The 25,055-nt window shown below is 36.1% G+C and carries 25 protein-coding genes, 1 riboswitch and 2 other annotated features; of the genes, 22 read left to right on the forward strand and 3 right to left on the reverse strand.

Annotation, left to right across the window (positions count from 1 at the left end; all coding sequences use genetic code 11):
• The first annotated feature begins 116 nt into the window (after positions 1 to 116).
• The 10 genes from AB3I20_RS11365 (at position 117) to AB3I20_RS11410 (ending at position 6,871) form a co-directional block, all read left to right on the forward strand.
• Positions 117 to 464, forward strand: coding sequence for a DUF1831 domain-containing protein (locus AB3I20_RS11365; RefSeq protein ID WP_067485296.1), 348 nt, complete (start codon positions 117 to 119; stop codon positions 462 to 464).
• 648 nt (positions 465 to 1,112) lie between these two features.
• A complete protein-coding gene (locus AB3I20_RS11370) occupies positions 1,113 to 1,280 on the forward strand; it encodes a CAT RNA binding domain-containing protein (protein ID WP_231885469.1) in 168 nt (55 codons plus the stop codon).
• A gap of 83 nt (positions 1,281 to 1,363) precedes the next feature.
• Positions 1,364 to 1,825 carry a PTS sugar transporter subunit IIA gene (locus AB3I20_RS11375; RefSeq protein WP_231885468.1) on the forward strand — a complete coding sequence of 154 codons (462 nt, stop codon included), beginning with the start codon at positions 1,364 to 1,366 and terminating at the stop codon, positions 1,823 to 1,825.
• Positions 1,826 to 1,844: 19 nt separating this feature from the next.
• Positions 1,845 to 2,723 carry a ketose-bisphosphate aldolase gene (locus tag AB3I20_RS11380; RefSeq protein ID WP_218658083.1) on the forward strand — a complete coding sequence of 293 codons (879 nt, stop codon included), beginning with the start codon at positions 1,845 to 1,847 and terminating at the stop codon, positions 2,721 to 2,723.
• 14 nt (positions 2,724 to 2,737) lie between these two features.
• Positions 2,738 to 3,046, forward strand: a complete 309-nt coding sequence (locus AB3I20_RS11385) for a PTS fructose transporter subunit IIB (protein ID WP_067485290.1) — start codon at positions 2,738 to 2,740, stop codon at positions 3,044 to 3,046.
• A gap of 16 nt (positions 3,047 to 3,062) precedes the next feature.
• Complete coding sequence (locus AB3I20_RS11390; protein WP_067485287.1) at positions 3,063 to 4,160, forward strand: PTS fructose transporter subunit IIC; 1,098 nt, start codon at positions 3,063 to 3,065, stop codon at positions 4,158 to 4,160.
• Positions 4,161 to 4,171: 11 nt separating this feature from the next.
• The gene (locus AB3I20_RS11395; protein ID WP_067485285.1) at positions 4,172 to 4,678 is read left to right on the forward strand and encodes a D-lyxose/D-mannose family sugar isomerase; all 507 of its coding nucleotides are present in this window, start codon (positions 4,172 to 4,174) and stop codon (positions 4,676 to 4,678) included.
• Between the two features lie 460 nt (positions 4,679 to 5,138).
• Entirely contained in the window at positions 5,139 to 5,714 is a 576-nt protein-coding gene (locus tag AB3I20_RS11400) for a TIGR00730 family Rossman fold protein (RefSeq protein ID WP_071868780.1), read from the forward strand.
• Positions 5,714 to 6,154: a nucleoside 2-deoxyribosyltransferase gene (locus tag AB3I20_RS11405; RefSeq protein ID WP_071868781.1), complete on the forward strand. Its 441-nt coding sequence runs from the start codon at positions 5,714 to 5,716 to the stop codon at positions 6,152 to 6,154. The genes AB3I20_RS11400 and AB3I20_RS11405 overlap by 1 nt, the downstream gene beginning before the upstream one ends.
• Positions 6,155 to 6,169: 15 nt before the next feature.
• Positions 6,170 to 6,871, forward strand: coding sequence for a deoxynucleoside kinase (locus tag AB3I20_RS11410; protein WP_067485276.1), 702 nt, complete (start codon positions 6,170 to 6,172; stop codon positions 6,869 to 6,871).
• A 44-nt stretch (positions 6,872 to 6,915) separates the two neighbouring features.
• On the opposite strand, the gene AB3I20_RS11415 is transcribed toward AB3I20_RS11410, so the two are convergent.
• Both AB3I20_RS11415 and AB3I20_RS11420 read right to left on the reverse strand, forming a co-directional pair.
• On the reverse strand, positions 6,916 to 7,095 hold the full coding sequence (locus AB3I20_RS11415; RefSeq protein WP_172843738.1) for a hypothetical protein: 180 nt from the start codon (positions 7,093 to 7,095) through the stop codon (positions 6,916 to 6,918).
• Between the two features lie 276 nt (positions 7,096 to 7,371).
• On the reverse strand, positions 7,372 to 7,794 hold the full coding sequence (locus AB3I20_RS11420) for a hypothetical protein (RefSeq protein WP_368027384.1): 423 nt from the start codon (positions 7,792 to 7,794) through the stop codon (positions 7,372 to 7,374).
• Between the two features lie 200 nt (positions 7,795 to 7,994).
• Between AB3I20_RS11420 and AB3I20_RS11425 the strand changes: the two genes are divergently transcribed.
• From AB3I20_RS11425 to AB3I20_RS11450, 6 genes are all read left to right on the forward strand, one after another.
• Entirely contained in the window at positions 7,995 to 8,975 is a 981-nt protein-coding gene (locus tag AB3I20_RS11425) for a LacI family DNA-binding transcriptional regulator (RefSeq protein ID WP_368027385.1), read from the forward strand.
• A 16-nt stretch (positions 8,976 to 8,991) separates the two neighbouring features.
• A complete protein-coding gene (locus tag AB3I20_RS11430) occupies positions 8,992 to 10,389 on the forward strand; it encodes a glycoside hydrolase family 1 protein (protein WP_270346341.1) in 1,398 nt (465 codons plus the stop codon).
• 278 nt (positions 10,390 to 10,667) lie between these two features.
• The gene (locus tag AB3I20_RS11435; RefSeq protein WP_270492795.1) at positions 10,668 to 11,252 is read left to right on the forward strand and encodes a hypothetical protein; all 585 of its coding nucleotides are present in this window, start codon (positions 10,668 to 10,670) and stop codon (positions 11,250 to 11,252) included.
• Between the two features lie 66 nt (positions 11,253 to 11,318).
• Positions 11,319 to 11,726, forward strand: a complete 408-nt coding sequence (locus tag AB3I20_RS11440) for a GNAT family N-acetyltransferase (RefSeq protein ID WP_071868787.1) — start codon at positions 11,319 to 11,321, stop codon at positions 11,724 to 11,726.
• Positions 11,727 to 11,822: 96 nt separating this feature from the next.
• Positions 11,823 to 13,901, forward strand: coding sequence for an LTA synthase family protein (locus tag AB3I20_RS11445; RefSeq protein ID WP_368027386.1), 2,079 nt, complete (start codon positions 11,823 to 11,825; stop codon positions 13,899 to 13,901).
• Between the two features lie 195 nt (positions 13,902 to 14,096).
• Entirely contained in the window at positions 14,097 to 14,966 is an 870-nt protein-coding gene (locus AB3I20_RS11450) for a helix-turn-helix domain-containing protein (protein WP_368027387.1), read from the forward strand.
• 515 nt (positions 14,967 to 15,481) lie between these two features.
• Here AB3I20_RS11450 and ndk read toward each other — a convergent pair.
• The gene (ndk, locus tag AB3I20_RS11455; protein WP_067485251.1) at positions 15,482 to 15,937 is read right to left on the reverse strand and encodes a nucleoside-diphosphate kinase; all 456 of its coding nucleotides are present in this window, start codon (positions 15,935 to 15,937) and stop codon (positions 15,482 to 15,484) included.
• Positions 15,938 to 16,134: 197 nt separating this feature from the next.
• Positions 16,135 to 16,311: riboswitch (M-box (ykoK) riboswitch) on the forward strand.
• Between the two features lie 374 nt (positions 16,312 to 16,685).
• Here ndk and mgtA point away from each other — a divergent pair.
• The 6 genes from mgtA to AB3I20_RS11485 all read left to right on the forward strand — a co-directional run bounded on the left by mgtA (position 16,686) and on the right by AB3I20_RS11485 (position 25,042).
• Positions 16,686 to 19,334, forward strand: a complete 2,649-nt coding sequence (gene mgtA, locus AB3I20_RS11460; protein ID WP_368027388.1) for a magnesium-translocating P-type ATPase — start codon at positions 16,686 to 16,688, stop codon at positions 19,332 to 19,334.
• 213 nt (positions 19,335 to 19,547) lie between these two features.
• Positions 19,548 to 20,864 (forward strand): glycoside hydrolase family 73 protein, encoded by a 1,317-nt coding sequence (locus tag AB3I20_RS11465; protein WP_368027389.1) that lies wholly within the window; start codon positions 19,548 to 19,550, stop codon positions 20,862 to 20,864.
• 237 nt (positions 20,865 to 21,101) lie between these two features.
• On the forward strand, positions 21,102 to 21,779 hold the full coding sequence (locus AB3I20_RS11470) for an HAD family hydrolase (protein WP_368027390.1): 678 nt from the start codon (positions 21,102 to 21,104) through the stop codon (positions 21,777 to 21,779).
• A gap of 69 nt (positions 21,780 to 21,848) precedes the next feature.
• Positions 21,849 to 22,087, forward strand: a binding site (T-box leader).
• A 36-nt stretch (positions 22,088 to 22,123) separates the two neighbouring features.
• Positions 22,124 to 22,362 (forward strand) — a binding site (T-box leader).
• A gap of 66 nt (positions 22,363 to 22,428) precedes the next feature.
• On the forward strand, positions 22,429 to 23,502 hold the full coding sequence (locus tag AB3I20_RS11475; protein WP_368027391.1) for a methionine ABC transporter ATP-binding protein: 1,074 nt from the start codon (positions 22,429 to 22,431) through the stop codon (positions 23,500 to 23,502).
• A gap of 1 nt (position 23,503) precedes the next feature.
• Entirely contained in the window at positions 23,504 to 24,184 is a 681-nt protein-coding gene (locus AB3I20_RS11480) for a methionine ABC transporter permease (RefSeq protein ID WP_067485236.1), read from the forward strand.
• A 15-nt stretch (positions 24,185 to 24,199) separates the two neighbouring features.
• Positions 24,200 to 25,042: a MetQ/NlpA family ABC transporter substrate-binding protein gene (locus AB3I20_RS11485; RefSeq protein ID WP_075491877.1), complete on the forward strand. Its 843-nt coding sequence runs from the start codon at positions 24,200 to 24,202 to the stop codon at positions 25,040 to 25,042.
• The last annotated feature ends 13 nt before the right edge of the window (positions 25,043 to 25,055 follow it).

The raw sequence follows: 25,055 nt of genomic DNA on the forward strand, positions 1-25,055 counted from the left end.
CGTTTGCCCGTCCTTTTTTCTTTATGCTTTTATAAAACTTTTGCCAAAGAAGCTAGTAAATTAAATTGGAAACTTTTATAATTAAGATAGAAAATAATTTTATCGAGGTGAAGAACGTGGCATTTGAAAAAACAGCGACAGTTCTTGGTGCAGAAACTAGTTATCGTTTAGCGCCAAGCGCAAAACGATATACACTGAGAGATAATGGCTTTATTGAAACAAATGGGGGAAATTACCAATTGATCCGCCCTTTAGATGCAACTCCACAAAGTAAAGAAGGTTTTAAGTTAAAGGTAACCGTATCAAAGGATATCCAAACAGTAAAAATGTCGATTACCACAGCTAACGGTCTGAAAGCCGTGAATATTTTTAAAGATCCTAAGCAAAAAATGAGTCAAGATAAGTTTTACTTCTTGATGGATGGAATGATCAGCCGAGGATTATTTGAAAAAGTTGAAGACTAAGCAAAAAATAACTAACCTCTCAATCAGTTGAAGGGTTAGTTATTTCTTTTTTATAACAAAGATATCTATAATTAGATTATTCTATACTATTTACAAAGCTTGGACATTCAATGTTTATTGAAAAAAATAATTTACGCATTTTTGGTAAAAAAACACCCCAGTTTTTTGTAGTTTTTATGTTTTTCTTGACTACTGGATACGCTATCAGTATCATAAGTGGCAGATAGAAACAGCCAAATAAAAAAGGCACCTCAGCAAATGGTGGCAGCCAAATGCTGAGGCCTTGAATCAGTCAACCAAACGGACCAATCAAGTTTGCCATAGTCAACGCAATGCATCAACCTCGTTCATTGTAACGAATCTGGAAGTATAAATCTAGTTTTTTAGAGAAATTTTCTAGAGGATGTATTCGGTTTATTTGCTATGCTGAAAGGTATTGGACAGATTGTGTTCGATACCTTTTCTTTTGTCTTAAAATACGCGTAAGAGACAAAAACTACTAAAAAGTGGCATCGTTTGTGCTACATAATTGTAGGAGCGAAGATTTTTTGTGATTTTATTGCCTTTTTTCATCGTTTGAAATAAAGTCCGCGTATTAATTTATGAAGGCACATTTCAATGTGGCTGTTTCTGTCATAAAAAGGAGGCATGCAGGTGCAAGTGATTTTGATATTGAATCATAATGCAGTCGTTGCAAGATCAAAGAAGGGAGAGTGGGTACTCATTCGACGAGGAATTGGATTTGGTAAGAAGGTCGGTGATCTCGTCGAACCAAAGAATGTGGAATGTATGTACCAAAAGATATCAATAGGATAACTAGGGGAGTTACTGTCTGGCAGGCTTGACCCATTCCAATGTTTGGAATGAGTCAGGTCTATTTTTTTTAGGAGGATGATTGGTTGGAAGCACTTGATATTCAGGAAATTATTCATAAAGACTTACTTGTTGTAGATTCGAAAGCAACGACCAAAGGCCAGATTCTGAAAGAACTAGCCGATTTATTAGAACGCAAAGGGTACGTAGCAAGCTCAGAAATATTTTTAACAGATGTCTATCAGCGAGAATCAGAAGGCGCAACTGGTATCGGACAGGGAATTGCGATACCGCATGGTAAGTCCACTACCGTGAATCAAACCGTAATTCTCATCGCTACTTTAGCACAACCAATTCCTTGGGAAACGCTCGATGATCAAGATGTCAAAGTTGTTCTTTTATTTGCAGTAAAAGCGGAAGATGCCAATCTTAAACATCTGCGGCTATTACAAAAAATTGCAACTTTGCTTGCAGATAATGAATTTATTCATGAATTAAAAGAAGTAGATACAGTTGAAGCTTTATATCAATTAATGATTAACCAATAAAAAAGGAGTGTCGATTAATATGTTAGTAACAGGAAAAGAAATTTTAGCAGTGGCAAAAGAAAAAGGGTTCGCAGTACCAGCATTCAATGCAGGTTCAGGTCAGTTATTGAATGCAGTGATGGAGGCGTGTGAGGAAGCAAAAGCGCCAGTTATGATTGCGATTCACCCAGAGGAACTACGTTTTTTAACAGATAGTTTTGTTTCACAAGTTAAATATTTAGCAGAAAAAGTAACGATTCCCGTTTGTATTCATTTAGACCATGGAGCAAATTTTGAGCAGGTTATTCACGCGATCCAATTAGGGTTTACGTCTGTAATGATTGATGCGTCTCATCATTCTTTTAAAGAAAATATCGCAATTTCTCAAAAAGTCGTAGAAGCAGCCCATGCAGTGGGCGTCTCGGTCGAAGCAGAGTTAGGAACGATTGGTGACACAGGGAACACAGTTGAAGGTGGCGTTAGCGAAATTATTTATACGGACCCAAAAGTTGCGCAGAAGTTTATTGAAGAAACGGGTGTCGATAGCTTAGCTGTGGCAATCGGAACAGCGCATGGGATTTATCCAAAAGATGTTGATCCAGAGTTGCGCTTAGATATTTTAGAAGAGATTGAATATCTGACTGATGTCCCATTGGTTTTGCATGGTGGCTCAAGCAATCCGGATGATGAAATTTCAAAAGCTGTAGTGATGGGTGTCAATAAAATCAATATTTCTAGCGATATCAAAATTGTTTTCGCAGAAAAACTACGTGAAGTCTTAAATGAAGGAAATCTGGAAATTCGTGAACCAAATGTGCTGTTCCCACCATGTATGGAAGCGACAAAAGAAGTTGCGTTACAAAAAATTCATTTATTTAAAGCTGACGATAAGGCAAAATACTACACTACATCGAAATAGGAGGAGATCAATCCATGAAGATTGTTGGAATTGCTGCATGTACAGCGGGAATTGCGCATACTTACATCGCCCAAGAAAAACTACTTCAAGCTGCTAAGGCACGCGGACATGAGATCCATGTGGAAACACAAGGCCTAGCTGGTACGCAAGATGCTTTATTATCCAGCGATATTCAAGCTGCTGATATGGTATTGATTGCTGCGGATATCAAAGTTAGCGGGCGTAGTCGATTTACGGGAAAACGTATCGTGGACGTGCCTACAAGCTTGGTTGTTAAATCACCAAATAAATTGATGGAAAAGCTAGAAGAAATGCTCAAATAAATTTCAGGAGGACAAAATGGATAAAATCAAGACTTTAGGCATCAAAAAACATTTGATGACTGCAATTTCATTCTTTTTACCAATCGTTGTTGCTTCAGGTTTTTTATTAGCAATTGGAAACATGTTAGATGGTGTTGCAATTGAGACTTTTTCTGAGGGATTCGCATTTGCAGATACGTTGACTTCAATGGGAAATTATGGATTAGGTTTGTTGCCAATGATTGTTTCTTGTGCGATTTCTTACTCCATTGCCGACAAGCCGGGGATTGCTCCTGGTTTAATTATTGGGATGGTTGCAAAAGGAATTGGCGCAGGGTTTCTAGGGGGAATGCTTGGTGGGTACGTTTCGGGGATCATCGTGGTTCTCTTAACAGCTGGAATCAAAGTACCTAAATGGATGGAAGGTTTGATGCCGACTCTGGTTTTACCGTTTCTTAGTTCATTGATTGCCGGGCTGGTCATGTACTATGTAATTGGGACGCCAATCAATTGGTTTACAAACTTGATTACGAACTATTTGACTGGATTGGATACTTCTTCACTCTTTTTATACGGTGCAGTAATTGGTGTGCTTTCTGCGATTGATTACGGGGGAGCAATCAATAAAGTTGTCTTTGCTTTTGTCTTTGCTTTATTCTCAGAGGGAATCTATGAACCGGTCACTGTACTGATTTTGGCATCAATGGTAACGCCTTTTGGTTTGACGATGGCATTTTTCCTAGGAAAGATCATTCAAAAAGAAATTTTTAATCGTCAAGAAATCGAAACGCTAAAAACTGCGTTTCCGATGGGCATTTGTCAAATCACCGAAGGCTGTTTTCCTATTGTATTGAATGACTTGGTCCGCAATGTTATTGCTACTGGTGTTGGCGGTGGAATTGGCGGCGGACTAAGTATGTTGTGGGGAGCAGACAGCCATATTCCTGCTTCAGGGATGTTTGCTGTTGCTACGATGACCAGACCTTGGGCATTCATAGGTGCATTAATGATTGGTTCGTTTGCAACGGCTGTAACGATTTTAGTTTTGAAGAAACGTGTAGATCCAAATGCAGAAGTTGTTGTGGTCGAAAAAGCAGAAGAAGAAATTTCTTGGGATGATCTAACAATCAATTGAGGAGAACAGTCATGGACTATCAAACAAAAGTAAAACAGCTATTTTTGGATTCAGGAATGATTTTTACAGATGAAGAACTAGAGACCATTGAATTTGTTGATTTTGGCTTAGGTGCTATCGAGGTCGAAGGACTGAACTTATTTGTATATGAAAACAATGAACGCTATTGTGGAAAAGAACTAGCTTTGCTACCCTATCAAACATGTCCTGAACATCGACACCCACCAAGAAAAAATGATCTTGGTAAAAGAGAAACGTTTCGGTGTCGAAAAGGAATCGTCTATTTGTATGTTGAAGGAGAGGAACCTGAAGTCCTATCATGCGAATTACCTGAAAATAATCAAGCAACTTATACAGTGAGGAAAGAGATTGTTTTACGACCAGGTGATCAGTATACGATTGAACCAAATATCAAACATTGGTTTCAAGCAGGGGAGACTGGCGCCGTGGTGACAGAATTTTCTTCTAGTAGTGATGATGCGAGTGATATTTTTACTAATCCGATGATCCAACGATAGTAAAAAGCAAAATAAAAATGGATTTGAAAAAAAAGAATGTGTAGTTCATTTTGCGAAGAAAAGATGAAAGAGGTCTGGAAAATTTTCCAACCTCTTTTTTGTGTTTCGCGAAACATTCTTACTTAGTGAAACATAACAAATAAAAAAATTTTTGGAAAAAATGAAGAAAATGTTTGAACCAAGTTGAAGAAGCGAATGAACAAACGGTTGAAAAAAATGTGTTATTCTTTCACATAAGATAATAAATAAGCCAATGGGAAAGAAAGTCATTTCAATTATTTAGGTATCTGTTATTTTTCTTGATTTTTCATGAAAAAATAAGAAATAAAAGTTTTAGGGGTAAATCACTATATATAGTGTTTTTTTATTGTATACCACTAAAAATGCACAAAATCTAGTCTTTTCTTTTAAAAAAACACGAGTAGAATGAAGATAGATTTTAAAGTGAGGAAGTGTTTTTTTGAAATTAACTGTTTTTTGCGGTTCCCGTTTTGGCGAAAAAGAAAGCTACAAATTTATTGCCCAAACGTTAGGAAAATATATAGCACAAGAAGAAATAGAGCTCGTTTATGGTGGTTCAAATGCTGGAATCATGGGGATCATCAGCCAAACTGTGCTCGAAAATGAAGGAAAAGTTACTGGAATCTATCCAACTGGTTTATTTGAAGCAGAAACGCCAGCTGAAGAAGTAACGACGTTCATTGCAACAGAAACAATTGATGAGCGTAAAGAATTATTATTTAGTGAAGGCGATGCTGTCTTAGTGTTTCCAGGAGGTTTGGGTACATTAGAAGAGTTTTCTCAGCTACTTTCATGGATTGCGATCGGATTAGTGCCAGAAAAACCAATTGGGATTCTGGATATTGGTGGGTATTATACAGGACTGGAGCAGTTGTTGAAGAATTTTGCCAAAGAAGGGTTTATGGATGAGAAATGGCTTGATCAAGTTGTTTTTTCAAATAACCCATTAAAATTAGTTGATTTATTAAAAGGGACGCATCAAGAAAATCGTCCTTTAGTGAAGGAGATTTATTGATGAGCCAAATTTATTTAGCAGGACCATTTTTTTCAGAGGAACAAGTTGAACGTATTCAACGAATCGAGCAAGCATTAGAAGACAATACTACCGTTTCGACTTTCTATTCGCCACGACATCACCAAGAGAGCGATTATGAAATGTTTAGCGCAGGCTGGGCACAAGAAGTGTATCAACGAGATATGACGGAAGTAACCGATGCGCAAGCTGTAGTAGCTATTTTGGATTTTGAAAATCAAACGATTGATCCTGGCACCGCATATGAGCTAGGTGTTGCGACAATGTTGAACAAACCAATAATTATTTTCCAAGAAGAGACAGTACCAGTGAATTTGATGGTTACAGAAAGTCTTCATGCTTATTTAAAAAATGATAGAGAAATTCAGCAATATGATTTTGAAAAAATGCCGAAACATGCATATATTGGTGAGTATTTATAGAAAAGGAAGGGTTGTATGTCAGTGATTTTAATTTCAGGAACGATTGGCGCAGGAAAGAGTAGCTTAACAGATATGCTTGCAACAGAGATCCGTTCAAAACCATTTTATGAAAGTGTAGAGGATAATGAAGTATTACCACTTTTTTATTCAAATCCAGAACAGTATGCATTTTTATTACAAATCTTCTTTTTGAACAAACGATTTTTAGCGATGAAAAACGCATTGATCAATGATGATAATGTTCTTGATCGTTCAATTTATGAAGATAGTTTATTGTTTCATCTAAATGCAGATCTTGGTCGTGTGACGGATATCGAAGTACAGCAGTATGATAATTTATTAGATACGATGTTAAATGAGTTAGATGATGTGGCGCCTAAAAAACGTCCTGATCTAATGGTTCATATCAAAGTTTCTTTAGACACGATGCTAAGCCGAATCAAAAAACGTGGTCGTGATTATGAACAATTAGAAAGCGATGAAACATTGTACAATTATTATCAACAATTGAATGAACGTTATGATCAATGGTATGAAAACTTTGATGTTTGTCCAAAAATCCAAATTGATGGGGATCAATTTGACTTTGTCGAAGAACCAGATCATGCGAAAGAAGTAATTGAACAAATTAAGCAAAAATTAGTTGAATTAGAAAAAGCGCCTGCTGGAAGTTATTACACAGATAACAACTTAGCAAAAGGGCAAGAATTAGGATAAATAAAAAAGGCGTCGTGAGAAAATCACGGCGCCTTTTAATGCAATTAATGTGGCTTACTGCTCACTGCTTGAATGTTATCTGTAACATAAGCATCAAAGGATTTAAACGAATCTTGAATCAGTTTATGGCAGTTATCACAAATGCTTAAACTTCCTTGATCGCTAAATTCCGTATGGATGTTTTTATTGCTGGTGCATGTACAATAGTCATGACTATCAAATATATTCATTTTTTTCTCCTTAGTAACCAATCTAACTTTCCCAATATAACAGAAAAAAAGAAAATAGGGAGAAAAATTAAGAGAATTTAACGTGTTCTGAGTCTTTTTGTTTATTACATAAAAAAAGGACTGGGGCAAAAGGAGCTTAAATAGAAAAAAAGCCTAAAATTCGTTTTTGAAAACGTTGATTTTAGGCTTTTTTAAATTGAAAAACGTGTGAAGAACGACTGGATTTTTCGTTTTGTCCTAGTCTCAAATCATGTACTGGATCACAATTGTTTAAATACTATAAACGTTACCATCTTCATCTTTTATCTGATAGTTACCAATTTTAGTAAAGACAACGGAAACTTCTTTTTTGTCTGTCATTCCAGTAATTGTATAACTGTCACCTTTTGTGTCAATTTTAATGGAAGTTAAGGTAATGTTCTCACTGGTCTCAGAAGAAGTCGTACTGTCTTCGTTATAGGTACGCAACCATTCCATCTTATCATCGGTAAACGTAATTTTCCCACTAACTAAATTCATGTTCTTACGCATTTTCAAAGAATAAACACTATTTGAAATATCAGTTTTTTCTGCTTTAAGCGTAGAAGATTCGGTGGTTTCGTTTGTTGATTGGTTTGATCCACCCAGCATATTACAGCCAGTTAAGGTAAAAAGTACCAGTCCTAGAGTAAATATAGCTAATAGTTTCTTCAAAATCCTGCCTCCGTCTAATAGGATAAAGAAATTATACCATTTGAATGAACAACAGGAAACTAAGGATTGTAAAAATCTTTTTAAGGAAAACGCTTAAAAAGTAGTTGCAACTTGGAAAAGTGTTTGTTATATTATTTTTGAACCGGTTCAAAAATCGGTGAGCAACTAAAGATACTTCACTAAAAAAAGAGGTGAACAAGTTGAGTTCAATTCGTGAAGTAGCCAAATTAGCGGGCGTTTCTACAGGTAGCGTCTCAAGTTACCTGAATGGTCAAACACTAAAAGTAGCCAATATGGAAAAAATCGCTACGGCAATCAATCAACTGAATTACAAAGAAAATATTATTGCTAAAGGGTTAAAGAATAATCGAAGCTTTTCAGTCGGACTGTTAATGAATAATTTGTCGAGTCGACTAAGTGCGGATATCGTAGCAAGTATTGAAGCATTGATGGAAGCAAACGGGTATAGTTTATTTTTAAGTTGTTTTAATGGTGAAGCGCAATTAGTTTCGCAAAAAATCGACTATCTACTTTCGCACTCAATTGATGGACTGATTCTTTTTGAAGCAGATGAAACTTGGCCAGGAATGGAAAAATTAGTAGAGCTAACGATTCCGATCATTTCTTTAAATACGCCTAATCGGTTGGAAAATGTCGATTCGATTTTGGTTAATGATCGCAAAAGTGTCCGCGAAACGATTGAGCAGATGATTGCGATGGGACATCAGTCAATTGGTGTTATCGCAGCGCCACAAACAGAATATGTGGCTAGAGAGCGATTAGCCGGGGCATTGGAAGCCAAGAAATACAGCGAAAAAGAAATAATTATTGACGTTTACACGGGTGATTACTCACGATTGAGTGGCTTTTATGGTGCGAAAGAATTATTAGCCAAAAACATAACAGCTTTATTTGTTTGTAACTATAACATGTCTATTGGAGCACTAGAATATTTTAACAAAAGTGATCAACAAATTGATCAAGAGATTTATTTTGCGCACTACGACTACTTAGATGAGTTACAGACGGTACTTCCTGAACGAATCATCATTCAACAACCCGCTGTGACAATTGGTGAATTGTGTGGGAAACGTTTGATTGAAAGAATGGAAAACCAGCATACAAGTGGTCAAACGATTCTTTTAGAAAATAAAATTTATGGAATGAAACAAAATAACTAAAAAAGAGGACGAGAAGATGACAAAGTATCAATTTCCTGAAAATTTCTGGTGGGGTTCAGCAGCAAGCGGCCCACAAACAGAAGGACGCGTAGCAAATGATGGCAAAGGTGATAATATTTTTGATTATTGGTATGCACAAGAGCCAGAAAAATTTTTTGATGAAGTAGGTCCAGGTAAAACATCACAAGTTTATACCAAGTACAAAGAAGATGTACAGTTAATGAAACAAACTGGACATAATTCTTTCCGTACATCGATTCAATGGAGTCGTTTGTTACCAGATGAATCTGGTGAAGTAAATCAAAAAGCGGTTGATTTTTATAATAGTTATTTTGACGAATTAATCGAAAATGGTATCGAACCGTTTGTAAATTTGTATCACTTTGACATGCCAATGTACCTTCAAGAAAAAGGTGGCTGGTTAAATCGTGAAACAGTTGAAGCTTATGAACGCTATGCAACGATTTGCTTTGAACTATTTGGACAAAAAATCAAAAAATGGTTTACTCATAACGAACCAATCGTTCCTGTTGAAGCTGGTTACTTGTATCGTTGGCACTATCCAGAAGAAGCAAATATGAAACATGCTGTTCAAGTTGGATATCACGAAGCTTTGTCGTCTGCGCTTGCAATCAAAGCATATCATTCTCTAGACTTATCTGGAAAAATTGGGATTATTTTGAATTTAACACCTAGTTATCCACGTGATGAAAATAACCCGGAAGATGTCAAGGCAGCAAAATTAGCAGATGCGTTCTTTAATCGCTCATTCCTTGATCCAGCAGTTAAGGGCGAGTTTCCGAAAGAACTGATTGAGGTATTAAAAGGCTTAGATTTGTTACCTGAAATCAAAGAGGGTGACAAGGAAATCATCAAAGAAAATACGGTTGATATTTTAGGAATCAATTATTACCAACCACGTCGAATCAAAGCAAAGGAAACACCAATTGACAAAGCTCTTTCGCCAATGCCTGAAGACTTCTTTGATAACTATGAAATGCCTGGCAGAAAGATGAATCCTTACCGTGGATGGGAAATCTATGAAAAAGGGATTTATGATATCTTGATCAACGTTCGTGACAATTACGGAAATATTGACTGTTTCATCTCTGAAAACGGAATGGGTGTTGAAGATGAAGCAAGATTTATTCAAGAAGATGGGATGATTCACGATGACTATCGAATTGAATTTGTAACAGATCACTTGAAATATGTGCATCAAGCAATTCAAGAAGGAGCCAATTGTTTAGGGTATCATATGTGGACATGCATGGATAACTGGTCTTGGACGAACGCTTATAAAAATCGTTATGGTTTTATTTCAGTTAATTTAGCTAAAGATGGTGAGCGTACAATTAAAAAATCAGGTCATTGGTTCAAGCAAGTTTCTGACCAAAATGGATTTGATGCGTAATTAGCGCGAGCAAAATTTTTTAAATTTTACTCAGATCATCAAAAATAAAATAAAAACTGTGTTTAAATCACGTAAAGATTTAAGCACAGTTTTTTTTCGCTAGAAAAAAGTGTTATTGATTACTATGAAATTTTATAGTCAAGTTGTCTTTTCAACGATAGTTTGTTTATTAAAAAAAGCAGCTAGTTATTTATTGTTTTTTTACAGGTTTTTTACCTTTAGATTTCATTTTTTGTATATAATAGAACAGGTAAATTCAAATAGGAGTGGAAGAAGGTATGAGAAAGAAGCGTCCTGTTCTTCTCTTTTGGTTAATTGGTTTTTTCCTTTTGCTTATTCTATCTGTAACGATTTCTGGACGAATCACAACAGAAATAGTTCATACAAAAACGGAAAAAATCGTTGCAAGCAAAGAATCAGTAGATAAATTTAGAAAAGAATTCTCAACTTATTGGTGGGAGGACTATAAATTTGAAGCCGACTATGATCAAGGCGAATTAGTGATTTATTTACCAAAAGGAAAAGAAGACAACCAGTTTACAAATATCGACGATGTTTTAAGTGCGATTTCCTTGAGACAATATCAATTTAAAGATAAACGACTGACCGTTTTACTGTTATCAAATTCGGGAGAGAAGCTAGCCCGATTAAAAAATGGAAAAGTAACAAAAGGGTACTCTGACAAAGTAGATAAAAAAGTCGTGGCCAGTCGCTTAGCGGAATGGAAAAAGACAAATACGCCAACGAAAACAAGTGATTCCAGTCATCCGAAAAAAACAACTGGCTCAACGACTGTACCACCGGCAACAAATTCGTCTGAAAGTTCATCCACAAGTAGTCATCTTTCTGGGACGAGCCAGTGATCAAAAAATAGTGAAAAGAAAAGTTGTGACAACTGTCACAGCTTTTTTTTGGAAAAGAGGGAGAAAATGATTTCTTATCGTGCAACGAAAAAACTAACACAACAGCAATTATTAGGGTTATATGAAGACGCTGGCTGGACAGCCTATACGAAAGATATCGAGCAACTACAGCAAGCCGTTCAACATTCCTTATCCGTTATCACTGCGTGGAAAGAGGACGAACTAGTTGGGTTGATTCGTGTTGTGGGCGATGGGCTAACGATTATTTATATTCAAGATATCTTAGTCAAAAAAGTAGTTCAAAATCAAGGAATCGGGTTTGAACTGATGCAGCAAATTTTGTTGAAATATCAAGCAGTTCGTCAAAAAGTATTACTGACGGAAGAGGCGCCAGCTATACGTCATTTTTATGAAAAATGTGGCTTTATTTCGGCAGATAAAGGTGATACAGTCGCTTTTGTTAAACTATCTTAAAATATAAAAATTTATTAAAAAAAATAGTCTTTTAGCTTATTCTCATTTTTTAAGTTCAAAATGTACGACAAAAGCGAATAGAGAGAAGTGATAATCGTGACTCCAATCAAAACGTGGTGTCAAAATCGTTTGTTTATTGTTATTTTGGCAGGTGTATTTTTTTGGTTAAAAACTCTTTTAGCCTACTATATTGATTTTTCCTTGGGTGTCGAGGGAATCATCCAAACATTTATCTTATGGATTAATCCAGTTGCAACGACGCTGTTATTATTTGGACTATCTTTGTATGTAAAAAAAACAAAGCCAGCACTATTTCTACTATTGTTTTTAGATATTTTGAATACCGCTCTTTTATATTGCAATATTATTTTTTATCGAGAATTTACTGATTTTATTACAGTTAAATCAGTTTTAGGTTTTTCGAAAGTGTCACAAGGACTGTCAGGAAGTTCGTTTTCTTTAATGAAACCTCATGATATTTTATATTGGTTGGATATTCTGGTCTTTCTTGGTTTGCTAATTTGGGGAATTGTCAAAAATGTACCCATTAAAAGTCAACCAGTTAAGAAACCAATGGCGATTGCAATAAGTTGTTTGGCTGTGTTTATTTTTTCTGGAAACTTAGCGTTGAGTGAAGCGAACCGTCCTCAACTGTTACAAAGAACTTTCGATCGTTCTTATATTGTGAAGTATCTAGGGATTGATGCATATACGATTTACGATGGCATCAAAACGGGAATGACAAGCAGTGTTCGCGCGCATGCAAGTAGCAACGGAATCACTGAGGTCTTAGATTATACGAAAGAGCATTACGCAGAACCAGATAAAAGTATGTTTGGAATAGCAAAAGGGAAAAATGTTATTGTGCTCCATTTGGAAAGCTTTCAACAATTTTTGATCAATATGAAGGTTGATGGTCAAGAAGTGACACCTTTTCTTAATAGTATTTTTGATAATCAAGCAACAATTAGTTTTGATAATTTCTTTCATGAAGTAGGCCAAGGAAAAACGAGTGATGCTGAAAATATGCTAGAAACGGGCACATTTGGGTTACCACAAGGGTCGTTATTTACTGAACTAGGTTCTGATAATGTTTTTCAAGCTGCACCAGCTATTTTAAAGCAAAGCCAAGGCTACACAAGTGCCGTGTTCCACGGAAATGTTGCTAGTTTTTGGAATCGAGATCATGTGTACAAAAACTTGGGTTATGATAATTTCTTTGACCGTTCTTACTTTGAAGAAGCGGACGAAACTTTAGGCTATGGTATTTTAGACAAAAATTTATTCAGTGAATCAGTCGGCTATCTTGAACATTTGCAACAGCCGTTTTATACAAAATTCTTATCTGTAACCAATCACACGCCTTATTATACTGATGATAAGAATTTTGATTTTCCAGGTTTAAATACTGGTAACAGTACAGTTGATAATTATGTGCGAACAGCCCATTATCTTGACCAATCATTGGAACAATTTTTCACTTATTTGAAAGCCTCAGGTATTTATCAAAATTCAATGTTTGTTATTTATGGTGATCATTTTGGGATTTCAAATTCAGATAACAAAGATTTAGCTACAGTATTAGGCAAAGATGAGAAGACTTGGAGCGAATTCGATGATGCACAGATGCAACGAGTGCCATTGATGCTTCACATTCCTGGATACACAAACGGGAAAGTCAGTCACGCATATGGTGGCGAGATTGATGTTTTGCCAACGCTACTTCATTTGGTCGGTGTAGATGATAAAAATTATGTTCATTTTGGAACAGATTTATTGTCTGCTAAACATGACCAAGTAGTTGCTTTTAGAAATGGTAATTTTGTTACTCCAAATTACACTGTTTTGGGGAATAAAACGTATGATAATAAATCAGGGCAAATTCTAGATACTGAAGCTCTGGGTATTCAAAAAGAAATCACGAAAGATCAAGACAAAGTGAAGAAAGCTTTAAGCTTGTCAGATAAATTGAATCAAGAAAACTTATTACGTTTTTATGTGCCAGATGGATTTACAACAGTTGATCCACAAAAAATTGATTATCAAAAAGAAGCAGAAAAAAATGAAACAATTGAACAGCAAAAAGGAAAAGCTTCAACCAGTGTTTATTCAAAAAATGGAAATAAAACGACTAAGAACCTATATCCAAAAATTACAGATTCTACTGGGAATTGAATCAGCTACTTTAAACTTCTGAAAAACAAATTTTTGTTTTTCAGAAGTTTTTTTTATGTTTTGATATTTTTTTCCTTTTTTACGTATGTAAATAGTGAACCTAGTGATTTTTTCATTATACGCACTAGAAAAATTGCTAAACCTGTTGGTCATTCATTTAACCGACAGAATAATAATTTGAGGAGGAACAAAGCGATGCATGACGGGAGATTGATTAGGAGCCTTCGGATCAGTAAAAAATTAACTCAAGCTGAGTTAGCGGAGGGGATTTGTTCAAAGACATCATTAGTAGGTCTGGAAAAAGGAACAGTGAGAAAAATCGCATTTACGACATTACAAGCAATCTTGGTTCGCCTAAACGTTTCTTTGGCAGAGTATGAAGTGTTGCGACATAGATTGGAAGAACCAACAAAAAGCAAAAGAACCAGACGCCTGCTTAGTAAGGTACAAGAAGAAAATTTTGATCCGTACAAGGAAGTAGGGAACAATCGAAAACGGTTCAAGCAAACAGGAGATTTATATTACTTAGTTTTGAATATCCACATGTTTTTAAAAACAGATAGTCAACTCCAAAAAGAACTACAGTTTGAATTTTTACGCTATGAATGTAAAAAAATTGAGGATTACTTTATGCGAATACAAGAATACAGCCAATTTGAGATGACGATTCTAGCTGAATTACCCTTTTTATTTAGCGAGTCTTTCATCGAAAGTAATTATGTGAAAATCAAGAAAAGAATGCGGAATTTTTCTCTGACAAATAATCCTGATCAGTATATGGATTTGTTTTTGTTAAATTTGACTACGCATTACATTGCGAAAAAACGATTTAAAAAAGCGCGAAATGTCAATGATGATTTAGCAAGAAGCCTTGCAGCCAAAGCTAAGAACTTAATTATTTACGAAACATTAATGATGAATTATCAAAAACAACTGATTCTTGTTGGATTGGGTGAGTTGATTGATGAGGATGAATGCAATCAACTGTTTTCTGTTTTGGAGTATAGCTTGGGGAGAGAGCAACGTAGGCAGTTGGAAGAGCAATTTCGTGTGCTTTTGCCATAAAAAAGGTTGTGGCTCCAAGCGGTCAGCTTCAAGCAATAAGGATGCTTTTCTAAAAATAGTTTCTCATATTTTTATGAAAAGAGGACTTATTGCCGAAGGAGTTGCTAGGGAACACCGTGAATAGAGGTTGTGGCTTCAAGCGATCAGCTCAAAAAAATAATGAGCAACTGACAAAAATAGCTTTTCATGTTTTTGGACAGTTATGAATTATTTTGAGGACATCTAGAAGAAGGTTGTGATGCAAAATACTTAGCCCAGAGAAGATAGTGAACAGGCACTCAAAATTGTACTTTATATTTTACAATAGGTTCAAGTTATCAGAAGAACGAATGATCGACTAACTGTAGGAGGGCGCAATTATTTAAGAAAATGTTACTTACATAGATTATTTTGAGAAGTCATTTTAATGGATTTTTATTGGAGAAAAAGCATTGTTGAATGACGCCAATCAGCAGTTAGTTGTGGAAAAATAAAAAAAGCTAGAAGTAGAATATCCTAGCTTTTGATAGCGTGTTTTAAGATGGTAAACTGCTGCTTTCTAGCACAGCTTCCTGTTCATATTGATAATGTGTTGGTGGGAAGAATCGAGCAATCTCATTTTTTGAAGCATCACGAGAATCAGAAGCATGGATAATGTTTGCTGTTCCAGGAACTGCAAAATCTCCGCGAATCGTTCCGGGCAGTGCATCCACAGCCTTGGTTGCGCCAACCATTTTCCGGACGATATCAATGACATCATCGCCCTCTAGTACAAGATAAACAACAGGTCCAGAGATCATGTAGTCGATTAACTCTTGAAAAAAGCTACGACCAGCTAAGTGTTGATAGTGTTCTTTGGCAAGTTCTGGAGTCATTGTTGCTAGTTTCATGTCAACGATTGTTAACCCTTTTTCTTCAAATCGTTGAATAATGCGGCCAATTAGATGTCGACGGACACCATCTGGTTTGATAATCACAAGCGTGTGTTCCATAAAGATCACTCCTTTTGTCCATTACTATAATTTTATTATAGTAATGGAAAGCTTTTATGACAAATGAAATTCGAAAAAACATTTTTTTGTTAAATAAATTAAAAAATGAATACGCTTTATTTAGGGGGAAAGGAAAAATTTGAGAAATAGATTTGACATTTCTGTAAATCGTTGTTACAGTAACCACTGGAAAACTAAATAAGATTTGTTAGGTGAGGCTCCTATACAAACACAGGCTACTGCCCAAAAATGTCGAGAGACGCCAATGGGTAGAACAGGAATTGTCGATCTAAGGCTTTTCATAAGGTAGCTAAAGGCAGAGATATTTGCTTTTTACGTTGTATAGTGTCAAAACTCAACGATGAGATCGAAATAGCTTCTTTTTGCTGTGCTTATTTCAACCTTTCGCTGAGTTTTTGGTGGAAGGTTTTTTTGTTGCCAACCTAACAGTTTAAATTTTAGTAATCCGGCAAAGTAAGGGAGCTGATTTTTGTTGGGACATTGATGCGACAAGTACGAGTGAATTTTTGTAAGGAAAAAGAACAGATTTATGAAAGCATAAAGGAGATGAGAACAAATGGATGACAGTTTACCGAAACCGAGGGGATTAGAGAAAAGTAAAAGTTTGCTGAAACTATTATCTATCTGTTTTCAGCCCACTTATGTAAAAATGCTTCTCTCTTGACCCGAAAAATACGAAAAACAAAATTGTAAAAGTTTGTTTTTCTGATACAAGGGAGAGAATACAATGGAAAAAAAGAAAGATACGCAAAAATTATATGCAAATTTTGCACAAAAAAGCGAACGCGCATTATTTGACTTGTTCCATAGCAGTGAAAAAGGAATGAGCACAGAACAAATCGAACAATCAAAAGAAGTCTATGGAGATAACACGATTTCATATGGAAAGAAAACACCTTTTTTAATTGAAGTGTTGAAGGCTTATATTACACCATTTACCTTAGTATTGATTGCTTTAGGGATTATTTCGTTTATTACAGAATATTTACTACCAGCTCCAGGTGAGAAGGATCTATTCGGTGTAATTATTATTTTTAGTATGGTAATTGTGAGTGGCACAATGACTTTGATTCAATCAGTTCGTTCAAATCAAGCAGCTGAAAAATTAAAATCATTAGTAAAAGTGACCGCTGCAGTAAAACGTCAAGGCAAATACGAAGAGATTCCAATGGAAGAAATCGTCTGTGGTGACTTGGTTCGATTATCTGCAGGCGATATGATTCCGGCAGATATGCGATTGCTTTCTGCAAAAGATTTATTTATTTCTCAAGCAGCTTTGACAGGTGAAAGCTATCCTGTTGAAAAGAATGCCGTAGTTGCGATAGATGGGAATAAGAATGAAACAAGCTATGAAAACCTAGCGTTTATGGGAAGTAATGTAATTAGCGGAAGTGCCACAGGAATTATCGTAGCTGTGGGAAATCAAACTTTGTTTGGTCATGTAGCACAAACGTTATCTGAAAAACCAATTAAATCCAACTTTGAATTAGGTATCCATAAAACATCTATGTTATTGATCAAGTTCATGGCTTTGATGGCACCCACAGTGATTGTCATTAATGGATTAACTAAAGGAGATTGGCTAGAAGCTTTCTTATTTGGATTGTCTGTTGCAGTCGGTCTAACGCCAGAAATGTTACCAATGATTGTTACGACGAACTTGGTTAAAGGCGCTAGTGTGATGGCAAAAAAAGGGACAGTTATCAAAAATTTGAGTGCGATTCAAAACTTTGGCGCAATTGATGTTTTATGTACTGATAAAACAGGAACGTTAACTCAAGATAAAATTATCTTAGAATACCACATGAATTGTGAAGGCGCTGAAGACGATCGGGTATTACGCCATGCGTATTTAAACAGTTATTATCAAACAGGTTTGAAAAATTTACTTGATGTCGCGATTATTGACGAAGCTGAAGAAACCCTTGATACAACCAACACGCGTTACAGAAAAATAGATGAGATTCCATTTGATTTTGAACGTCGTCGCATGAGTGTCGTCGTAGAAGATGTGACAGGCAAGACACAAATGATTACCAAAGGCGCGATTGAAGAAATGTTGAGCATTTCTAAGTTTATTGACTTAGAAGGAGAAGTTACACCTTTAACGAAGGAAAGAAAACAGGAAGTTTTAGAAAAGGTAACAGCGCTTAATGAAGATGGATTACGTGTAATTGGTGTAGCCCAAAAAACAAATCCTAGTGTAGTTGAAGAATTCTCAGTCAAAGATGAATCAGACATGGTGTTGATTGGTTACTTAGCGTTCCTTGATCCACCAAAAGAAACAACGAAACAAGCATTGCAAGCATTGAAAGATCACGGAGTGGCTGTTAAAGTGTTGACTGGAGATAACGAATTAGTAACACGTTCTGTTTGTCGTCAAGTTGGCTTAGAAATCGATGAGCTAATCACCGGAGAAAAAATTGCTTCTATGGATGATCACCAACTTTCACAGGTTGTTGATGAAAATGATGTTTTTGTAAAACTAAATCCACAACAAAAAGCACGCCTAACAACAGCTCTTAGAAATAATGGACACACAGTTGGGTTCTTGGGAGATGGAATCAATGATGCTCCTGCGATGAAAGTGGCCGATATCGGTATTTCGGTTGATACAGCTGTCGATATTGCAAAAGAATCAGCAGATGTCATCTTATTAGAAAAAGATTTGATGATTTTAGAGCGTGGACTATTAGCAGGTCGGGAAACATTCGGAAATATCATGAAATATATCAAAGCGACAGCTAGTTCAAACTTTGGAAACATGTTTTCCGTTTTGATAGCCAGCACCTTTTTGCCATTCTTGCCAATGTTGCCTTTACAAATTTTATTCTTGAATTTGATTTATGATGTGTCTTGCATTTCCTTACCATGGGATAAAATGGATCCAGAATATTTAGTAAAACCTAAAAAATGGGAAGCTTCAAGTATTGGCAAGTTTATGGTGTATTTTGGTCCAACAAGTTCTGTCTTTGATATTACAACGTATTTATTGATGTACTTTGTTATTTGTCCAGCGGTTATTGGAGGAGATTTCCACACGTTGAATGGCACACAACAAGTAGCATTTATTGCGTTGTTCCATGCAGGTTGGTTTGTGGAATCACTTTGGTCACAAACGTTAGTATTACATGCGTTACGCACACCAAAATTACCATTTATCCAAAGCAACGCAACCTTTGCTATGACAGCAATTACTACGTTAGGCATTGCTGTTGGTTCTGTTTTACCATTCACAAGTTTTGGTGCAGAGCTAGGTTTGATGCCATTACCAGGTAGTTATTGGGTTTGGTTAATCGTAACAGTTTTAGCTTATTTAACACTGGTTACGGTAGTTAAAAAATATTATATCCACAAATTTGGTGAACTGTTGTAATTTAAAGGTTAAGAAAAGCACAAGCATGCGGAGTAATTTTCTCAAGAAAAGTCTTCTGCATTTGCTTGTGTTTTTTAGTTTCAATCAAGTTACAAAACATTACTGGAATGTGTCATTTTTAAATTTCCCTTAAGGCGGATATGTTTTTTTGTTAAAATAAAAGATAGGTGATACATACATCCAATAAAAAATATGAGGAATAAAGGAGAAAAAATGAAAAAAACGAATTTTTTACTTAGTGTGATGGTACTAGGCGGAATCGTTTCAACTGCTGCTCCTGTGAGTTTTGCAGATGAAGTTGGCACAGGCAATGAAGCAATTGCGCAATCAACAGTTAGCACATATGAGAATCAAATAGCTGGAACTGAAACACAAGAGAGTGCACTTGAGACACAAAATAGCTCGACTATTAGTACAACAGAGGCAACTGCTGTAGAATCAAGCGAAATAACAGAAGCAACTGGTTCAGCAGTGGAAGAAACAGCTCCTGAATCAGAGGAACAATCTACGGAAGCAACAGAAGCAACAAAGGCTACAGAAACAGTGGAGAATCAGTTGGATGACGGAGAGGTACTTGTTCACACAACGCAAACAGACCTTTCACAATTTGAAGCTTCTATTGCTTCACGCTTTGCACGTTCATCATCAAATACACAACAGCAATTCATTGACAGCGTGGCTCCCTCTGCAAGAACGCTAGCAAGCCAAAATGATTTGTATGCTTCTGTCATGATTGCTCAAGCGATTGTGGAAAGTGGTTGGGGAAAGAGTCAATTAGCTTCTGCACCAAATTATAATTTATTTGGAATTAAAGGTAGCTATAATGGACAATCGGTAACTTTTCCAACAGCGGAGTTTGTTAATGGTCAATGGATTACAGTAAATGCTGCGTTTAGAAAATATCCATCCTATAAACAATCTCTAGAAGATAATGTTCACATTTTAAAAACAACTTCATTCCAATCTGGCGTTTATTATTATTCGGGCGCATGGAAAAGTAACACAAAATCTTACAAAGATGCGACAGCCTGGTTAACGGGACGTTATGCGACAGCACCAAACTATGCAACAACTTTAAACAGTGTAATCGAAACCTATAATTTAACGCAGTATGACAGTCAACCTCAAGTACCTACATCACCAATGTATCGTTTATACAACCCAAATACTGGTGAACATTTGTATTCTCTAAATGAGGGTGAAAAAAATTCTTTACCAAAAATTGGTTGGAAATATGAAGGTGTGGCTTGGTTAGCACCAAACAGCGGAACAAAAGTGTATCGGATGTATAATCCAAACAGTGGCGACCATCATTATACGGCAGCCCAGTCAGAAATCAATTTCTTGAAAAAACTAGGCTGGCGTTATGAAGGACTAAGTTTTTACTCTGGCGGTTCAAAAGCGATCTTGCGTCTGTTCAATCCAAATGAACAAACAGGAACGCATCATTACACAATGAGTACAAAAGAAAGAGATTACTTAGTGAAATTAGGTTGGCGCTACGAAGGAATCGGTTTTTACGGCAACTAAGCGTTAGGTGTTCGAGCAGAAACTTCAAGAAGAACAAAGTTGCTTTGCAAACATCAAACAAGTAAAAAATGTCAGAAAATAACTACTTAGAGACAGAGTGCATAGGCGCTCTGTCTCTTTTTTGATTTGGAATGAAAAAAATAAAATAATTTTCGTGAAACTTCCATGCAGTCGATGATTTTATGACTGAATCATGCTAAACTAAGGATATTGTTTTTTGAAAGGAACCGTGGGGAAATGAAAGGCGCAATATTTGATTTAGATGGACTATTAGTTGATAGTGAAAGAGCTTATCGTGATGGTTGGGTCTGGAGCTTTGCACAATTTGGGATCGAGATTCCACAAGAAATCGTTAATACTTGGGGTGGAAAGAATTGGAAACAAAGTTTTGATATTTTAGTCCAATTAGCTGGCAGCCCAGAAAAAGTACAAGAAGTACGAGCAAAACGGGAAAAATTTTTTTATGAAAAACTAACGACCGGAGAAATCCAGCTTAAACCATATGCGAAAGAAGTACTGAGTTATTTAAAAGAACAGAATTTTAAACTTGGCTTAGCAACGACAACTGTTACTGAAAGAGCAACAGCCATTTTAAATCAGTTTGAATTAATGGACTATTTTGATACGTTTACTTTTGGGGATGAAGTATCTGAAAATAAGCCTTCACCGGTTCCTTATTTAACAGCATTAGAACGAACTGGATTAGTAGCAAACGAGGCTTTTGCAGTCGAAGATTCATTAGTGGGTGCAACTTCAGCTTCTCGCGCAGGCATGGGCGTATTTCTGATACCTGACTCAAGTTTTGAACGAAATTATTCGGAAAAAGACAAAGAAAACTTGCAAATTATCGAACAAGGAAAAGATTTGAAAATTGTTATTGATTTTGTGAATAAAAAAACAGCAAAAAATTCTTAGAAAAAAAGAATAAATTTTATGCTTGACTTTCATTTGTTCATCCTGTAAATTAATCGTCAACAACCAAATAATTTTTCGATGAAAAGGAAAGTAAACTTGGAGACTGCGTAGAGAGACTCTGGCTGGTGAAAAGAGTTCAGTATAAGAAAAGTTGAAAATGGCCTTGGAGAAAAATTTGTCGATAAGTAGGCAAATTCGGATTCGTTCGACCGTTAAAACGAACACCAATCTCTCATTACAGATGAGACGTTGGGCTGAGGGAAGGAAACTTCCGAATAAAGGTGGTAACACGATACGTCGTCCTTTTACTAGCATTTGCTAGTAAAAGGACTTTTTTTTATATATCTTTCGCGATGAAATGGTAAGTACATTGGTAAAGTCTTTAACAGAGAGCTTCGAAATGCTGAGAAGAAGTAAGATTAAACTTTTGGAAAATGGCCATTGAGCGATTCACCCCGAGCAATTTGTAAGGCGGTGACGGCTGCGTCCGATAGCACGCTAGAGTATGTTTGTACTTGAAGAGGAATTGTGCGTGAGTACAGTTCGAACATGAGGTGGTAACACGCAAAAAGGCGTCCTCAAGTAAATGACACTAGTCGTTTGCTTGAGGATGCTTTTTTTTTTTAGTATCGATAAGGGAGGAGAAAGAATGATTGATTTACGAAATATATCTGTCACCTTTCAACAAAAGGGGCAGGAGATTCGCGCAGTAGATTCTGTGAATCTAACGATTAATGAGGGAGATGTTTTTGGAATTGTTGGTTATTCTGGAGCCGGGAAAAGTACATTGGTTCGAGTAATTAATTTACTTCAACCACCAAGTGATGGTGAAGTTTGGATCAACGATGTGGAACTAACCAAGCTCTCACCAAAAAAGTTACGTGAAAAAAGAAGAAAGATCGGAATGATTTTTCAACATTTTAATTTGATGAACAGTCGGTCAATTTTTGATAACGTTGATTTTTCATTGAAATACACAGGGAAATCTAAACAGGAACGTCAACAAAAAGTGACTGAATTATTGGATTTGGTAGGTCTTTCAGATAAAGCTAATGCGTATCCAAATCAATTATCCGGCGGGCAAAAACAACGCGTGGCAATTGCCCGAGCTTTAGCCAATGATCCTGAAATTTTATTATGTGATGAGGCAACTAGCGCTTTGGATCCAAAAACGACGCTTCAAATTTTAGCTTTATTGAAACAACTAAATCAAAAATTAGGCTTGACCATCGTGCTGATTACTCATGAAATGCAAGTAGTCAAAGAAGTTTGTAACAAAGTAGCGGTGATGGAGGAGGGAAAAATTATTGAACAAGGAAGTAGTATTCAGATATTTAGTCGTCCGAAACAAGCCTTAACAAAAGATTTTATCCGAACAGCAACACATATCGATCAGGCGCTAGAAACAATTACTGCTTATCCGGATTTTGCTGAGCAAACCAATGATAAATGGCTAGTGGAACTGTCTTACGTTGGAGAGCAAACCAATGAGCCACTAATCGCCCAACTTTACAGTAAATATCAAGTAACGACCAACATTCTTTACGGAAACATTGAATTGCTTCAAGATGTCCCGCTGGGGAGTTTGATTGTGACTTTGGCGGGTGAATTAAATCAACGACAAAAAGCTTTAGACTTTTTATTTGAACAAGGTGTGACAGTTCAAGTATTGAAGAAGAGTGAACGTAATGAACAAATAAAAGTGATTGATGGGGGAAGATAACATGACCAAATTCCTAGAAACATATTTACCAAATGCTTCTGCGATTCCTGATGAATTTATTGAAGCAACGAAGCAGACGCTATATATGTCATTTTGGACGGCATTAATTTCTGGAATTATTGGAATTGCGCTTGGTGTGATTCTAGTTGTGACTCGCCCAAATGGATTATTAGCACATCGGTTATTCTATGAAATTTTAGATAAAGCAATCAATATTATTCGTTCGATACCGTTTATTATTTTATTGTCGCTTTTAGCACTTACTACTCGCTTTTTTGTTGGGACGACAATCGGTGCCAAAGCAGCATTAGTTCCACTGATTGTAGGCGTCGTACCATTTTTTGCTAGGCAAATTGAAAATGCATTGTTAGAAGTTGATCCTGGAGTAATCGAAGCAGCAGAATCAATGGGAACGAGCCCATTTGGAATTATCGTACGAGTTTATTTATTAGAAGGATTACCAGGAATTGTCAGAGTATCTGCTTTGACGATTATCAATGTAATTGGTTTGACCACGATGGCAGGCGCGGTCGGTGCCGGAGGATTAGGAAATTTAGCTATTTCTCGAGGATACAATCGATTCCAAACAGATGTCACGATTGTTGCGACCTTATTGATTTTACTTTTGGTATTTTTAAGTCAATTTATTAGTAATCAAATTATAAAAAAAATTAGTCATTAATTGGGGGAAAAAGAGATGAAAAAAATTATTCGTTTAGTAGCAGTTGCACTTATTGCCGTGGTTTGGTTAGCAGGATGTAGTAAAGGATCAGCTGAAACCACTGATAAATCAAAAGAAACAACCGTTAAACTAGGTGTGATTGGTGAAGATACAGATGTTTGGGATGACGTGAAAGATCGCTTGAAAAAAGAAAATATCAATTTGGAATATGTTAAATTTACCGACTACAACCAACCAAATGCGGCATTAGCAGATGGCTCAGTCGATTTGAATGCTTTTCAACATCAGTTCTTTTTAGATAACTACAATGAAGAACATGGAACAGATTTAGTTTCCATTGGAAATACAGTGAATGCGCCATTAGGTATTTACTCAAATTCACTCAAAAAAATAACAGAGCTGAAAGATGGTGCAAAGGTTGCCATTCCTAATGATGTGACTAATGGTGGCCGTGCCTTATTGTTATTACAAACGGCTGGCTTAATCAAAGTAGATGACTCAAAAGGACCAGCACCAACTGTTTCGGATATTACTGAAAACAAGAAAAATCTAGTGATTTCTGAATTGGATGCTTCACAAACAGCACGTGCATTATCTGATGTAGATATTTCTGTCATTAATAGTGGTGTCGCAGTCGATGCAGGATTTAATCCAACGAGCGATGCAATTTTCTTAGAACCTGTCGATGAAAATGCTCGTCCTTATGTCAACATCATTGTTGCAAGAAAAGAAGATGAAAAAAATAAAACATATCAAAAAATTGTCGACGCATATCAAACAGAAGATACAGCTAAAGTAATCGAAAAAACATCAAAAGGTTCAAGCGTTCCTGCATGGGAAACATTTGGACGTAAATAAATCAGCCAAAACT

The sequence above is a fragment of the Enterococcus sp. C50 genome (assembly GCF_040887505.1).
Classification (GTDB): Bacteria; Bacillota; Bacilli; order Lactobacillales; family Enterococcaceae; genus Enterococcus_B; species Enterococcus_B thailandicus.